Annotated in this window: 11 protein-coding genes; 4 read left to right on the plus strand and 7 right to left on the minus strand. The window is 73.5% G+C overall.

What is annotated here, in order from left to right; all coding sequences use genetic code 11:
• Positions 1-59: 59 nt before the first annotated feature.
• The 4 genes from lipA to ACOOHC_RS13070 form a co-directional block, all read right to left on the minus strand.
• Complete coding sequence (gene lipA / locus ACOOHC_RS13055; protein ID WP_420450843.1) at positions 60-1,784, minus strand: lipoyl synthase; 1,725 nt, start codon at positions 1,782-1,784, stop codon at positions 60-62.
• The gene (locus ACOOHC_RS13060) at positions 1,784-3,271 is read right to left on the minus strand and encodes a dihydrolipoamide acetyltransferase family protein (protein WP_420450844.1); all 1,488 of its coding nucleotides are present in this window, start codon (positions 3,269-3,271) and stop codon (positions 1,784-1,786) included. Before ACOOHC_RS13060 ends, lipA begins: the two co-directional genes overlap by 1 nt.
• Before the next feature lie 66 nt (positions 3,272-3,337).
• Positions 3,338-4,750 (minus strand): dihydrolipoyl dehydrogenase, encoded by a 1,413-nt coding sequence (gene lpdA / locus ACOOHC_RS13065; protein WP_420450845.1) that lies wholly within the window; start codon positions 4,748-4,750, stop codon positions 3,338-3,340.
• 123 nt (positions 4,751-4,873) lie between these two features.
• The gene (locus ACOOHC_RS13070) at positions 4,874-5,296 is read right to left on the minus strand and encodes a hypothetical protein (protein ID WP_420450846.1); all 423 of its coding nucleotides are present in this window, start codon (positions 5,294-5,296) and stop codon (positions 4,874-4,876) included.
• Between the two features lie 121 nt (positions 5,297-5,417).
• On the opposite strand from ACOOHC_RS13070, the gene ACOOHC_RS13075 reads away from it, so the two are divergent.
• The 3 genes from ACOOHC_RS13075 to argJ are packed head-to-tail and all read left to right on the plus strand — an operon-like array spanning position 5,418 to position 8,769.
• Entirely contained in the window at positions 5,418-6,308 is an 891-nt protein-coding gene (locus ACOOHC_RS13075) for a TIGR01777 family oxidoreductase (protein WP_420450847.1), read from the plus strand.
• Positions 6,305-7,576 (plus strand): NAD(P)/FAD-dependent oxidoreductase, encoded by a 1,272-nt coding sequence (locus ACOOHC_RS13080; protein WP_420450848.1) that lies wholly within the window; start codon positions 6,305-6,307, stop codon positions 7,574-7,576. The genes ACOOHC_RS13075 and ACOOHC_RS13080 overlap by 4 nt, the downstream gene beginning before the upstream one ends.
• A gap of 35 nt (positions 7,577-7,611) precedes the next feature.
• Positions 7,612-8,769: a bifunctional glutamate N-acetyltransferase/amino-acid acetyltransferase ArgJ gene (gene argJ, locus ACOOHC_RS13085; protein ID WP_420450849.1), complete on the plus strand. Its 1,158-nt coding sequence runs from the start codon at positions 7,612-7,614 to the stop codon at positions 8,767-8,769.
• A 67-nt stretch (positions 8,770-8,836) separates the two neighbouring features.
• Here argJ and ACOOHC_RS13090 read toward each other — a convergent pair whose 3' ends face one another.
• From ACOOHC_RS13090 to ACOOHC_RS13100, 3 genes are all read right to left on the minus strand, one after another.
• Positions 8,837-9,748 (minus strand): ketopantoate reductase family protein, encoded by a 912-nt coding sequence (locus tag ACOOHC_RS13090; RefSeq protein WP_420450850.1) that lies wholly within the window; start codon positions 9,746-9,748, stop codon positions 8,837-8,839.
• Positions 9,749-9,825: 77 nt separating this feature from the next.
• Positions 9,826-10,602 (minus strand): SDR family NAD(P)-dependent oxidoreductase, encoded by a 777-nt coding sequence (locus tag ACOOHC_RS13095; protein WP_420450851.1) that lies wholly within the window; start codon positions 10,600-10,602, stop codon positions 9,826-9,828.
• Positions 10,603-10,643: 41 nt separating this feature from the next.
• A complete protein-coding gene (locus ACOOHC_RS13100; protein WP_420450852.1) occupies positions 10,644-14,015 on the minus strand; it encodes a SpoIID/LytB domain-containing protein in 3,372 nt (1,123 codons plus the stop codon).
• 142 nt (positions 14,016-14,157) lie between these two features.
• Between ACOOHC_RS13100 and ACOOHC_RS13105 the strand changes: the two genes are divergently transcribed.
• Positions 14,158-14,589: a ribonuclease H family protein gene (locus ACOOHC_RS13105; RefSeq protein WP_420450853.1), complete on the plus strand. Its 432-nt coding sequence runs from the start codon at positions 14,158-14,160 to the stop codon at positions 14,587-14,589.
• Positions 14,590-14,653: the final 64 nt, after the last annotated feature.

Below are 14,653 nucleotides of genomic sequence, written 5' to 3' on the forward strand. Positions count from 1 at the left end.
TGCCGAGGGTCGGGCACGCAGGGTCGGGGGACGGGGCGGCGTGGACCGCTCGACGGTGGTCAGCGCGCCGACAGGGCCACCGGGGTGACCGCGTCGGACGCCTGCTTGGCGTGGTAGCTCGAGCGGGTCAGCGGGCTCGCCTCGACGTGGCCGATGCCGAGCGACTCGCCGATCCGCTTCCACGCGTCGAACTCGGCGGGTTCCGCGTAGCGGGCGATGGGGAGGTGGTGCGAGGTGGGGCGCAGGTACTGGCCGATGGTGACGATGTCGACGCCGAGGTCCGCGAGGTCGCCGAGCAGGCCGACGATCTCGTCGTGGGTCTCGCCGAGCCCCGCCATGAACCCGGTCTTGGTCGTCAACCCGGCGGCCCCGGCTCGGGCGAGCACCGACAGCGACCGGGCGTACCCCGCGGAGGGGCGCACGGCGCGCTGCAGGCGAGCGACGGTCTCGACGTTGTGGTTCATCACGTCGGGCCGCGACGCGAACAGCAGCTCGAGCGACGCGTCGTCACCCTTCGCGTCCGAGATCAGGGTCTCGACGCGGGCGCTCGGCCGCCGGAGGCGGATGGCCTCGATGCACGCCGCGACGTGGGCCATCCCCCCGTCGGCGAGGTCGTCGCGCGCGACCATCGTGAGCACGGCGTGGTCGAGCTCCATCCGCTCGATCGCCTCTGCCACGCGCCCGGGTTCGTCGGCGGCGGGTCCGAGGGGTCGTCGGGTGTCGACGAGGCAGAACCCGCACGCCCGGGTGCAGCGCTCCCCGAGGACCATGAACGTCGCGGTCCCGTCCGACCAGCAGTCCGACAGGTTCGGGCACCCGGCGTCCTCGCAGACCGTCACCAGATCGAGCGAGCGGATCGTCTTCCTCAGCTCCATCACCTCGGGACCGAGCTCGACCCTGGGTCGCAGCCAGTCGGGCTTGCGCGTCTCGATCGACAGCCCCTCGGTCACCCCGGCGGCCTCCATGCGCGCCGTCGCACGGGGAGAGACGAGCTTGACCTGCTCGCCGGGTCCCTCGCCGCGGGAGAACGCCGACAGGTCGCGGCCGTCGCTCGGGTGAGCCCACGCGACGTCCTGGCGCTCGAGCGCGCCCCCCGCCCAGCGCTCGGCGGCGAGGCGGGCGATCACGTCGGAGACCTCGCGCATCGTCACCTCGACGCCCTCCTCGGCGAGCGAGGTCACCGCCTTGTCGGCGATGCCGCACGCGACGATGTGGTCGCGCATGTAGGTGAGGTCGGTGGACACGTTCAGCGCGAAGCCGTGCATCGTCCGGCCGCGGCGCAGGCGGACGCCGATCGCGGCGATCTTGCGCTCGTCGGACGTCCCCGGGTCGAGCCACACCCCGGCGAAGCCCTCGATGCGTCCGGCGCCGGGCACCCCGAGCTCACCGAGCGCGTCGATCAGCAGGTCCTCGACGCCGTGGACGTGGTCGCTCGCCCCGAGGGAGTTGCCGACCGCCACGATCGGGTACCCGACGAGCTGGCCCGGGCCGTGGTAGGTGATGTCGCCGCCGCGCTTGACGGCGATCAGCTCCGCTCCGACGGCGGCCGGCTCGCAGCGCAGGTTGGTCGCGAGGTCGGCGGTGCGCCCGTGGGTGAACACGTGCGGGTGCTCGACGAGGAGCAGGTGCTGGCCGCGGCCGTGCTCGAACAGCGCCTCCTGCACCACGAGCGCCTCGCGGTAGGGCACGCGCCCCAGCCACCGCACCCGCAACGGCGCGTCGACCCCCTCGGCCGGCGCCCCGGATCGGGTCCGACCCGGGACGGGGCGCTGGGCGGCGGGCATCAGAGCTCGGTGCTCCAGTCCTTGGTCTCGAGGATCTCCTTGACCTTCTTGAGGAAGCCGGCGGCGTAGGCGCCGTCGAAGGCACGGTGGTCCCAGCTCATCGCGAGGTTGCCGACGGGATGGATCGCGATCGCCTCGGTGCCGTCGGATCCGGTGACGACGACCGGCTTGCGCACGATCGCGTCGGTGGAGATGATCCCGACCTGGGGCTGGTTGATGATCGGCATGGTGAGCACCGAGCCCGCCGAGCCGTTGTTCGACACGGTGAACGTGCCCCCCGAGATCTCGTCCGGGGTGAGCTTGCGCTGGCGCGCCCGGTCGGCGAGATCGGAGATCTCCGACGCGATCGCGCCGAGTCGCTTGGTCTCGGCGTCGCGGATGACCGGCGCGAGGAGCCCCTCGTAGTCGAGATCGACGGCGATGCCGAGATCGACGTAGTCGTGCACCACCAGCTCGTCGTCGGAGACGCTCGCGTTGAGGTGGGGGAACTCGTCGAGCCCGTCGATGACCGCCCGGCAGATGAACGGCAGGTAGGTGAGTCCGAAGCCGTGCTGCTCCCTCCACCCCTCCTTGCGCTCGCCACGGGTCACGTCGACGTTGGCGAAGTCGACCTCCACGACGCTGAGCGCGTGGGGGCTGACGGCCTTGCTCATCACCATGTGGTCGCCGGTGAGCTGGCGGATCTTGGACAGGCGCACCGCGGAGTCGCGCTCGCCGGCGGTCACCTCGGGTGCCGACGTCGGCACCTCCGGCGTCGGCGATCCGCCCGACGCCGACCCCTTCGCCGCCGCCTTCGTGGCGGTCTTCTTCGCAGCGGACTTCTTCGCAGCGGCCTTCTTCGGCGCCGACGTCGAACCCGAGTCGCTGTCGGGCTCGCCGCCGGGGTCCTGGCGGCTGGCGCCCGTCGCGTCGATGTGGTCGAGCACGTCGTCGCGCGTGATGCGCCCTCCGGGCCCGGATCCCTCGATGTCGTCGGGATCGAGCCCGTGCTCGTTGACGAGGCGTCGCACGACCGGTGACAGCAGCCGGCTGTCACCGGAGGTGCTGGGCTCGTCGGAGGTGGCCTCTGCGCCTCCACCGTCCTCGGCGGCGGGCTCGGGCTCCGGCTCGGGCTCGGGCACGGGCTCCGGCTCGGGCTCCGATTCGGGCTCCGTCTCGGGCTCGGGCTCCGATTCGGGCTCGGGCTCGGGCTCGGGCTCGGCGGCCTCGGCGTCGTCCGACGCCTCCTCGGGCTCGGCCGAGTCGTCGGCGCCGCCGTCGCCGACGATCGCGATGACGGCACCGACCTCGACCGTCTCGCCCTCCTCGGCACGGATCTCCGTGAGCGTCCCCGACACCGGTGACGGGACCTCGGTGTCGACCTTGTCGGTCGACACCTCGAACAGGGGCTCGTCCTCGGCGACCTCGTCACCCACCTCCTTGAACCACTGCGTGATCGTGCCCTCGGTGACGGTTTCGCCGAGTTGCGGGAGTGTGACGTCTGCCATGTGCCGGGGTCCTTGTGGGTGTGTCGGGATCGGTCGAGTGGATCGGGTGGCGGAGCGGGCGCGCCGTCAGCCGTTGAAGTTGCGGCCGGTCAGCGTGAGCACCGTCTCGCCGAACAGCTCGGTCAGGCTGGGGTGCGGCTGGATGAACTCGGCGACCTCGTCGACCGAGGCCTCCCAGTTGACGGCGAGGTACCCGCCCGAGAGCTGCTCGGTGACCCAGGGGCCGACCATGTGCACGCCGAGGATCTGCCCCGCCGAGCCGTCGGCGCGCTTCTTCGCGATGATCTTCACCAGGCCCTCGGTCTCGCCGACGATCATCGCCCGCGAGTTGTACTTGAACGGGTGCTTGCCGACCACGACGTCGTGGCCGGCCGCCTTCGCCTGCTCCTCGTCGGGACCGGCCCACGCCACCTCGGGGTGGCAGTAGATCGCCCACGGGACCCGGTCGTACATCACCGGCATCGGATCCTCCCCGAGGAGGTGCTTGATCACCAGGATCGCCTCGGCGTAGCCGACGTGGGCGAGCTGGGGGGTGTCGACGAGGTCGCCGACGGCGTACACGCCCTCCTCGCCCGTGCGGCACCACTCGTCGACGACCACGAAGCCGCGGTCGTCGACCTCGACGCCCGTGCCGTCGAGGCCGAGCTCGTCGGCGAAGGGACGGCGCCCGACCGACACGACCACGGCGTCGACCTCGAGCGACTCGTCGTCGCCGAAGTGGACGGTCGTCCCACCGGAGTCGTTCGGGGTGTGGCCGTTCACCATCACGCCCGTGCGGATGTCGATCCTCTTCTTCTTGAACGACTTCACCACGACGTTCGCCACGTCGGCGTCGAGCCCGGGGAGGATCTTCGGCAGGCCCTCCAGGATGGTCACCTCCGAGCCGAGGTCCGCGAAGGTCGAGGCGAACTCGCACCCGATCGCGCCGCCGCCGATGACGACGACTCGCCGCGGGAGCTCGGACAGCTCGAGCACCTCGTCGCTGGTCATGATCGGCCCGCCCCGCTCGAAGTTCGGGATCAGGCGCGGCACGGACCCGGACGCGAGGAGGACGAAGTCGCCGGTGATCGACTCCGAGCCGCCGTCGTTCATCGCCACCTCGACCGTGCGCCCCGACGCCAGGGACCCGGTGCCGTTGAACACCTCGACCTTCCGGCCCTTGCACATCGCGCCGATGCCGTTGACCAGGCCCTTCACGATCCCCTGCTTGCGCTCCTGGGTCCGTGCGAAGTCGACGGTCGGGTCGCCCTCGGTCTCGATCCCGAAGTCGCCGGAGTGATCGACGTGACGCTTCACCGCGGCGGTCTCGAGGAACGCCTTCGCCGGGATGCAGCCCCGGTTGAGGCAGGTTCCGCCGAGCGCGTCCTTCTCCACCAGCGCCACCTGCAGGCCGGCCGACGCGCCGTACAGCGCGGCGCAGTAGCCGCCCGGGCCTCCGCCGATGATCACGAGGTCGAAGTGGTCGGAACGTTCGCTCACGGTCGTCACGGTAGCGCTGCGGACGGGCTCATCGCCCGCCCGGCGTCCGGCCGCCGCACGACCCCGCGAGCGGATCCCGGCCGCCGACGTCGCGGCGGGTCCCCGGGGGTCGTCATGGGCGCCTCAGCTCTCGAGTGACCACGACGCGCGATCCTCGCCGCGCACGATCAGCAGCACCCGGGTCGATCCCGCCGCCGCGGCGGTGTCGAAGGCGAGCCGGCACCGCCGGGGCTCGACGGTCAGCTCCGTGCAGCGGCCCGGAGCGGGATCGGTGACCGGCGCGAGCGACTCGTCGCCCGTGAGCAGCGCGATCCCGTCGAGACCGTCCTGGACGCCGCCGACCTCGACCTCGACCTCGACGCGCTCGGGGGTCTCGTCGACGGAGCGCACGGTCACGGTGGCGTCGCCGACGTCCGCGGTGTCGCCGAGGCGGTTGGCGACCTCGGCGTCGTCCCCGCCGGCGAGGCGCACGAGGAGGACGCCGCCGGCGATCAGGATGACCAGGCCGACCGCCACCGACATCAGCAACAGGGTGCGCGTCTTCATCGGGTGGCGAGCCTACGGTCGACTCACCGGCCGCATCGCCGGACCCGGAGCCTCGGCGTGCGCCGGGCGTCGGGGTCGTCGCACCGGGTTTGGCCTCCGCCGAGCGGTCGTACTCTCGGTCATGCGCATCGCGATCACCGGATCCAGCGGCCTCGTCGGAACGGCCCTGTCGAAGCGACTGACCCGGGAGGGGCACGACGTCGTCCCGGTGGTGCGCAGCGCCCCCGGCGACGGGGAGATCGGGTGGTCGGTCGACGAGCGCCGCATCGAGCCCGGAGCGTTCGACGGCATCGACGCCGTCGTCCACCTCGCCGGCGCGGGCATCGGTGATCAGCGCTGGTCCGACGACTACAAGCGCGAGATCCTCAGCAGCCGGACCGTCGGCACCGCGCTGGTCGCCGAGGCCGTGAACGACGCGACCGATCCGCCGGCGACCCTGCTGTCGGGCTCGGCGGTCGGGTACTACGGCTCGAGCCTCCAGGCGACCTTCCACGAGGGCGCGCCCGCCGGCGACGGGTTCCTCGCCGAGACCTGCGAGGCGTGGGAGGCGGCGGCGGCGCCCGCATCGTCCGGCGGGACCCGCGTGGCCCTGCTGCGCACCGGCATCGTGCTCTCCGCCGAGGGCGGTGCGCTGAAGAAGCAGCTCCCGCTGTTCCGCTTCGGCCTCGGTGGGAAGCTCGGCAGCGGCGAGCAGTGGCAGAGCTGGATCCACATCGACGACGAGGTCGGTGCGATCGTCCACCTCCTCACCAGCGACGTCGAGGGACCGGTCAACCTGACCGCCCCCGGACCGGTCACCCAGTCGGAGTTCGCCGACACCCTCGGCGACGTGCTGAACCGTCCGACCTTCCTGCCGATCCCCGAGTTCGGGCCGAAGCTGGTGCTCGGCTCGGAGCTCGCCGAGAACCTGCTGTTCACCGGCCAGCGCGTGCGGCCGACGGTGCTCGAGGAGGACGGCTACGACTTCACCCACCCGACGCTCGGCGGCGCGCTGCGCGACCTGCTCGCGTGAGCGACGACCCCGTCGTCGTCGTCGGGGCGGGCCTGGCCGGGCTGTCGTGCGCCGTCGCGCTCCGCGACGCCGGCGTGGCGGTGCGCGTGCTCGAGGCCGCGGACGGCGTCGGCGGGCGAGTACGCAGCGACCGGATCGACGGCTTCACCCTGGATCGCGGCTTCCAGGTCACGCTGACCGCGTACCCGGAGATGCACCGTCAGTTCGACCTCGACGCGCTCGACCTGCGGGCGTTCGACCCCGGAGCGCTCGTGTGGCGCGACAGCCGCGGATCGACGGTGTCCGACCCGTTCCGCCGGCCCCTCACGGTCGCGTCCACCGTCGCCGCGCCGATCGGAGGTCCCTTCGACAAGGCCCGGATCGCCCTGCTGCGCGCTCGGCTACGTCGCGTGCACCCGGCGCAGCTGCTGCGCGGCGACGACGTGACCACCGCCGAGGCCCTCACCGAGGCGGGCTTCTCCGACACGATCGTCGACCGCTTCTTCCGCGCCCTCGTCGGCGGGATCCAGCTCGATCCGGGGCTGTCGGACAGCCGACGTGCGTTCGACGTGATCTTCCGCATGCTCTCCGATGGCGATTCGGCCGTCCCCGCGGCGGGGATGGGCGCGATCTCGGACCAGCTCGCGGCGCGGCTCCCCGCCGGCACCGTCGAGCTGGGTCGCCGGGTCGCGTCGACGTCGCCGTCGTCGGTGCGCACCGACGACGGCCACGAGATCGCGGCGTGCGCGGTGGTCGTCGCGACCGAGGGCCCCGCCGCCGTCGATCTGCTCGGGCTCCCACCGGTGGCGTCCAAGGCGGCCGGCTGCGTGCACTTCGCCGCCGACGAGGCCCCGAGCGACACCCGCTGCGTGATCCTCGACGGCACGGGACGGGGACCCGTGCTCAACGTCGCGGTGATGAGCAACGTCGCGCCGAGCTACGCGCCACCGGGGCGCCACCTGGTCACCGCCGCCCTGCCCGGTGCGGCCGACGGTGACCTCGAGCGGATCGCCCGCACGCAGCTGCGCGGGTGGTGGGGTGGCGCCGTCGACCGGTGGGAGCACCTCGCGACCTACCGCATCCCCCACGGCCAACCCGGCCAGTCGCCGCCCTTCTCGCCGAAGCGGTCGGTCGCGCTGGCCGACGGCCGGTTCGTCTGCGGCGACCACCGCGACACCGCCTCGATCCAGGGGGCGCTGTTCTCCGGTCGCCGGTGCGCGGCCGAGGTCGCCGTGTCGCTCGGGCTCGACGCGTCACCGTCCGCGGTCGGGCCCGCCGTCGACGCCTGAGTCCGGATCGGGCTCACCACCTATCGTCGGACGCCATGGTCGACCTCCCCGACGGCTTCCGCCACCACGTCGCGAACGTCGGCGTCAAGGACGACACGCCCGACTTCGTGGTGGTGGCGGCGGCCGAGCCGGTCCCGTGCGCCGCGGTGTTCACCCGCAGCGTGTTCGCCGGCCCCAGCGTCACGCTCAGCCGCCGGCACGTCGCCGACGGGACCGCCCGCGCCGTCGTGGTCGTGTCGAAGAACGCCAACGTGGCGACGGGAGAGCGCGGCGAGCGCGACGCGGCCGAGCTGGCCGAGCTCGTCGCCGAACGGCTCGGCGCACGCCCGCGCGACGTGGTGATCACCTCCACCGGGGTGATCGGTCGCCCGTACCCGATGGAGCGCATCCGGTCGGGGGTCGCGACGCTGCCCCGCGAACCCGACGGGCGTGACGCGACCGCGCCCGCGACGGGGATGATGACGACCGACACGGCGGTGAAGGTGTCCGCGGCGCGGGTCGGATCCGGCGGGGCGCGCGTGGTGGGGATGGCCAAGGGGGTCGGGATGATCGAGCCGGACATGGCGACGCACATCTCGCTGATCTTCACCGACGCCCGAGTCGCGCCCAGCGAGCTCGACGCCGTGTTCCGGCGGGTGGTCGACCGGACGTTCAACTGCCTGAGCATCGACACCGACACCTCGACGAGCGACTCCTCGGTGATCATGGCCTCGGGCGCGCGCGGCCCGGTGGAGGTGGCGGAGCTCGAGTCGGCGCTCGACACCGTCTGCCGCGACCTGACCGTGCAGATCGCACGCGACGGCGAGGGGGCGAACTCGGTGATCGAGGTCCACGTCGACGCGGCGGCGGACCCCGCGCAGGCGAAGCGGGTCGCGAAGGCGATCGTCAACTCCCCCCTGGTCAAGACCGCGGTGCACGGCGGCGACCCGAACTGGGGCCGGGTGGCGATGGCGATCGGCAAGTGCAGCGACGACACCGACATCGACCAGGCGCGGGTGGTCATCCGCTTCGGCGCCGACGAGGTCTACCCCCGGCTGCTCGACGACGACGCGCTCGCGTCGCTGTCGTCGTACATGCGCGGCGGCGACGTGCTGATCCACGTCTCGCTCGGCACCGGTGGGTCCGAGGCGACCGTGTGGGGGTGCGACCTGTCGGACGAGTACGTCCGGTTCAACGCCGACTACACGACCTGAGCCGCCCGTGCGGCGCCGACGGTGCGCCGGGCCCGGCCGCGCGAGCCGATCCGCCGAGCCGGTGAGGTCAGCGCCCGTGCTCGCCGGTCGTTTCGTGCTCGGCGGCGCGCACCAGCGCCCGCAGCAGCTCGTTGCGCGGCGTGGCGACGCCGTGCGCCGAACCGGTGCGGACCACGAACCCGTTGAGGTGGTCGATCTCGGTAGCGCGACCCGCCGCGAGGTCCTGCGCCGTCGACGAGCGCTGGGTCGGCATCGTGTCGACGACGGAGAGCACGGTCGCCCACGGATCGCCGCCGACGTCGACCCCGGCCGCCGCCGCCACCGCGAGGCACTCGTCGACGACCCCCCGCACGGCGTCGGCGACACCGGGGCGCGCCCACAGCTCGCCGTAGGGTCGCCCGGTCAGCGCCGACACGGCGTTGAGCGCGCAGTTGACGACCAGCTTCGCCCAGCGCTCGCCCTCGGCGCCGGCGGTGACGCGCACCTCGGCTCGCGATCCGGCGAACAGCTCGACGACGCGGTCGGCGTGCTCGCCCGGCCCGATGACCAGCTCGCCCCGGCCGTGGTGCGAGACGTGGCCGGGACCGGTCATCTCGACCGCCACGTAGGCGACGACGGGGACGACGGCGACCCCCACGAGCTGCGCGAGGCGCTCGGCGGCTCCGACGCCGTTCTGCAGCGCGAGCATCGTCGTCGCCGGCGCGAGGTGGGGGGCCATCGCGGCTCCCGCCTCGTCGATCGAGGTCGCCTTGACGCAGCACAGCACCACGTCGGCTCCGGCGACGGCCGCGGGGTCGACGTCGGCGGAGCAGCGCACGTGCTCGTCGGAGCCGGCCGACGTCATCCGCAGGCCGTCCGCGCGCACCGCCCGGACGTGCTCGTCGCGCCCGATCAGCGTGACGTCGTGGCCGGCGTGGGCGAGCAGCCCGCCGAACCAGCACCCCACCGCTCCCGCCCCGAACACCGCGACGGTGCTCACGGGCCGCTCACCGTGCGTCGTCTCCGGCGGCGACCACGCTCACGTCGTGACGTGCGTCGTGCCCGGCGCGCCGCGGATCACTTCGGGGGCATCCGGATGCCGCCGTCGACGCGGATGGTCTCGGCGTTCACGTAGCTGTTGGTGACGCACTCGAGCACCATGGAAGCGAGCTGCTCGGGGTCGCCGAGGCGCTTGGGGAACAGCACGCCCTTCTGCAAGTTGTCCTTGAACGCCTCGCTGCCCTCGCCCTCGCCGTAGATCGGCGTGTCGATCAGTCCCGGCGCGACGGTGTTCACCCGGATCCCCGATGCGGAGAGGTCGCGGGCGATCGGCAGCGTCATCCCGACGACGCCTCCCTTCGACGCCGAGTAGCTGGCCTGGCCGATCTGGCCGTCGAACGCCGCCACCGAGGCGATGTTCACGATCGCGCCGCGCTCGCCGTGCTCGAGCGGCTCGGTCGTGCTCATCGCGCTGGCCGCGATGCGGATGCAGTCGAACGACCCGATCAGGTTGATCTGGATGACCTTCTTGAACGCGTCGAGGTCGGCGGCGGACTCGACCGAGCCGTCGCGGCCGATCGTGCGCTGCGCCCACCCGATGCCGGCGGAGTTGACGAGCACGCGCACGGGCCCCATCGACTTCGCCATCTCGACGGCGCCGACGATGTCGTCGGTGCTCGTCACGTCGACCTTGGCGAACGCCCCGCCGACCTCGTCGGCGAGCTCGTTGCCCTTGTCCTCCTGGAGGTCGGCGATGACGACCTTCGCCCCCCGCTCCGCCAGCATCCGGACCGAGGCCGCCCCGATCCCCGAGGCTCCACCCGTCACGATTGCGCTTGCTCCGTTGATGTCCATCGGCGAGACGCTAGGTCCCGACCGGCGTCGGCGTGCAATCGTCAGCTCGGCTCGGGACCCAGACCAGCGCGGGTGTCGACGAGGCGCCGGGGGACCGCGCCCCGGAACGCCGCGGCGTCACCCCCCCGGAACCAACCGGCCACGTCGACGACGACGTGGGCGCGCTGGTCGACGAACACGCACACCGAGCCCTCGGCGCCGATCGGGGCGACGACCGAGTTGGCCCGGTGGCGCCCGGCGACGTAGTTCAGGTTCGACGCGAGGGGCCGCTCGGTCCCGCAGGGCCACACGGTCGCGTACCCCCGGGCACGGGCCCCGACCACGGTCAGGTTGAGCGCGACGGCCGAGGCGTCCGACGGCACCGGGGAGGTGGTCGATCCGTCGGCGTCCGCGAGCTCCAGGCCGCGGACGGGGATGCGCAGCGGCGTCGAGGGGCCACGCTCCCCGACCGACGAGCCGACGCCGAGCCGGGTGTCGACGACGCGGGTCGGCGTCGCCCCGGAGAACGCCGGCCCGGACGCTTCGGCGCCGCTGCCGTCGAGGAACCCGGCGAGGTCGACGATCACGTCCGCCGGCCGGCTCACGTGGACGCAGATCGACCCGTCGTCGCCCACCGGCGCCACGACGGCGTTGCTGACCGCCGCACCGGCCTCGAAGTTGACGTTCGACGCGACGGGCATCGTCGTGCCGCACGGCCACACGGTCGCGAAGCCGCGCCCGTCGGCGCGGGCCACCGCGACGTTCACGGCGACCGCGGCGACGTCGTCGGGCACGGTCACCGACGCGCCCGCGGGCGTCTCGGCGGCGAGCCCGGCGACGGGGACGCGCAACGGGGAGGAGGGCGTGACCGGACCGGTCCGGCCGCCGAGCCCGGAGCGGGTGTCGACGCGCCGCTGGGGGGTGACCCCGGTGAACGGGTCGGGAGCCCCGGTGTCCGCGTCGCCCTCGAACCAGCCCATGACGTCGACGACCAGGTGGGTCCCGACCGAGGAGAACAGGCACACCGACCCCACGTCGCTGACCGGGGCGATGACGTTGTTCGCGACGATCTCGCCCGCGTCGAAGTTCGTGCTCGACACCACCGGTCGCTGCGCGCCGCACGGCCACACCGTGCCGTAGCCGCGGCCGGCCGGGCGCACCATCGTGACGTTGAGCGCGACGCCGGTGACGCCCGCGGGCACCACCAGCCGCGACCCGTCGGGGGCGACGAGGTCCTCTCCGACGACGGGCAGCTCCACGCGCTGCGGGGGCGCGAGGTACAGCGACGGCGCGAGGGCGTCGAGCTCGTCGCGCAGCCAGAGCGCGAACTCGGCCTCGCCGGTGGTCGTGAGGTGCACGCCGTCGCGCGCGAACCACCGGACGCGCTCAGAGGTGTCGCTCGCCTCGTCCCAGTCGAGCACGGTCAGCGTCGGCCACCGCTCGGCGGCGGCTGCGAGGGCGGCGTTGGCGGGGGCGTAGAACGACCGCGGACCGTCGCGTCGGATGTCGGCCAGGTTGACCCACGCGACGCGTCGCGCGTCGCGCTCGACGAGCGCGGCCATGACGGCGTCGACGTCGTCGGCGAAGCTCGCCGGGTCGTCGTTGTACCCGAGCTCGACCACGACCAGGTCGAGGCCCCGCGGGAGCGACCGGGCCGCCTCGACACCGGAGGTCCCCGGGCACGACGACCGGGCGCTGCAGCGGCTGGCGACCGCGTCGAAGGTGCGCTGCGCGTAGGCCCGGTCGGTGAGCACGTCGAGCTCGGCGCCCCGGGCGGTGACGCCGCTGCCGACCGAGTCGCCGATGAACCCGAGGGTGCGCGCGGACTCCGAGGCGCGCACGGCGCGGACGGTGAAGCCGGGCGAGCGCAGGTCCCGGGCACGCCGGAAGTCCCACGCCTGCTGGCGGAAGGTCCCCGCCGTGCCGGTGACGACCACGTCGTCGTACCACGTGCCGTCGAAGCCCTCGTACGACCGGTCCGTCGTCGGTGCCGTGGTGGCCGAGGTGATCGTCCCGAGACCGTGGTCGCGGGCGAAGTCGTCGGCGTCGATGATCCGCGTCCAGCGGTGGTTCGGGTTGGGGGCGGTGTCGTCACCCACGTCGTCGACGGGCGGGAACGCACCGCCCGCGGTCCGCGGGCCGTTCGACGCGGAGAACTCCGTCGACACGATCGACCCGGCGCGCGAGCTGCCCGCCGGCCAGGTCCGCACGACGTTCGCCGTCGCCGCGATCGCGGCGTCGGTGGCGTCGCGCTCGACGCGCACGATCGGCGAGCCGACGGTGCCGCGCGTCGCGGCGCCGCCGTAGACCTGGCACGACATCGTGTCGCAGGTCGTCGCGTAGCGGACGGCGGAACCGTCGTAGGTGTACGACCGCGACTGCGCGAGGCCGTAGCTGCGCGCGGCCACGGCCTGGGCGCGCACGGCGTCCGCGCCGGCACCGCCGCCCGCGGCCGCCCACGACGCGCTGATCTCCCTGGGGACCACGCCGCGCAGGTAGGCCTCGACGAGCACGTCGTTGACCACCCGGTTGCCGGACCCGGTGTCGACGACCTCGACCGCACCCCGGACGTGGCCGATCGTGCCGTCCGCGGCGCACACGCCCAGCACGTCGCCGGCGTCCGTGCCGGCGGCGTCGCCGTCGGCGGAGGTGAAGCGGAGCGGGACGCCGACGCGCTGGGTGTGGGTGCCGATCTTCGTCCACGTGGTCGCGGACTCCGAGCGCGCCACGACGGCGCGGGCCTCGGCGGCGTCGTCGGCGTCCCAGCGGGTCCCGTCGACGGGGAGCCGGCGATCCTCCTGCCACGACTCGAGGTGGCCCCGGGTCTGCCGGCCGAAGTACCCGTCGACGACGATCGAGCGGGCCGGCCCGTGGAAGGTCTTGAGGAAGCGCTGCACGTCCTCGACGGCCGCCACGTACCCGGCCGCCTCGACGATCGGTCCGTCGGGGACGACCACCGAGGTCGACTCGGGGCACGCGACGCGGTCCGCTCGGTAGACGTCGAACACGCCGCGCTCCACCTCGGTCGCGCGCATCGCCGGTGCGGTCCTGGACCCCCAGCGGACCCCGCTGCCGTGGGACACGACCCCGACGCTGCCGAGGCCGTCGTAGCGCGTCAGGCGCACCGCGATCCGCTGCCCGGACGAGGTCGACGAGGTCGTGGTCCCCCCGTAGTAGTGGTCGAGGATCCGCTGCCACCCCCACCCGTGGTCGACGGCGTAGCCGTAGGCGCCCCACTGGCTCATCCCCCGCCCGTGGCCGTAGCCCGTGCCCTCGACGACGATCGCGACGACCCGATCCGACGCCGCCTCGGTGGTGGAGCGGCCCGTGGCGCCGCCGGCGACGACGGACGCGACGGCGACGACCGCGACCACGATCGCCGAGCGAGCCGCGGCCAGGGCGCGCGCCGTCGCGGAGCGAGTCGTCACGGTCACGTCACGGGATCGTAATGTGGGGCGCGGCGCGCTCGGTGTCGGCACCCCATGTCTTCGGTCTCGTGGCCGACGACGTTGAGCGGACGGGCGCCGCGACCCCACGAGCGGGCCGACGCCGCCCCGGTCGCTACCGTCGCCTGCCATGGATCGACTCGAGGTGTTCACCGACGGCGCGTGCAGCGGCAACCCCGGCCCGGGCGGGTGGGGGTGGGCGGTCGCCCCCGACGGCGAGCCCCGTGGCTCGGGCGGCGAGGAGCGCACGACCAACCAGCGCATGGAGATGTTCGCCGTCGTCGACGCGCTCCGCTCCCTGGGAGCGCACGGCACGCCGATCGAGGTCGTGTCCGACTCGACGTACGTCGTGAACTGCTTCCGCGACGAGTGGTGGGTGCGCTGGGAGCGCAACGGGTGGAGGAACTCCAAGAAGCAGCCGGTCGCGAACGCGGATCTGTGGCGACCGCTGATCGACCTGGTGCGCGACGGCGACGTCAGCTTCCGCTGGGTGAAGGGCCACAGCGGAGACCGCATGAACGACCTCGTCGACCGCCTCGCGGTGGAGGCGACACCCCGCTGACGCTGCGCGACGGCAGCGTGGAGCGGCCCCGATCCACGGGGGGCGCGACGGCGGCGCGACGGGG

The organism is Ilumatobacter sp., assembly GCF_965215205.1.
Taxonomy (GTDB): Bacteria; Actinomycetota; Acidimicrobiia; order Acidimicrobiales; family Ilumatobacteraceae; genus Ilumatobacter_A.

Coding starts and splice junctions, on each gene's coding strand:
- ACOOHC_RS13070 (WP_420450846.1), bottom strand. CDS start 5,296: ATGAAGACGCGCACCCTGTTGCTGATGTCGGTGGCGGTCGGCCTGGTC.
- ACOOHC_RS13060 (WP_420450844.1), bottom strand. CDS start 3,271: ATGGCAGACGTCACACTCCCGCAACTCGGCGAAACCGTCACCGAGGGC.
- ACOOHC_RS13095 (WP_420450851.1), bottom strand. CDS start 10,602: ATGGACATCAACGGAGCAAGCGCAATCGTGACGGGTGGAGCCTCGGGG.
- ACOOHC_RS13105 (WP_420450853.1), top strand. CDS start 14,158: ATGGATCGACTCGAGGTGTTCACCGACGGCGCGTGCAGCGGCAACCCC.
- lipA (WP_420450843.1), bottom strand. CDS start 1,784: ATGCCCGCCGCCCAGCGCCCCGTCCCGGGTCGGACCCGATCCGGGGCG.
- argJ (WP_420450849.1), top strand. CDS start 7,612: ATGGTCGACCTCCCCGACGGCTTCCGCCACCACGTCGCGAACGTCGGC.
- ACOOHC_RS13075 (WP_420450847.1), top strand. CDS start 5,418: ATGCGCATCGCGATCACCGGATCCAGCGGCCTCGTCGGAACGGCCCTG.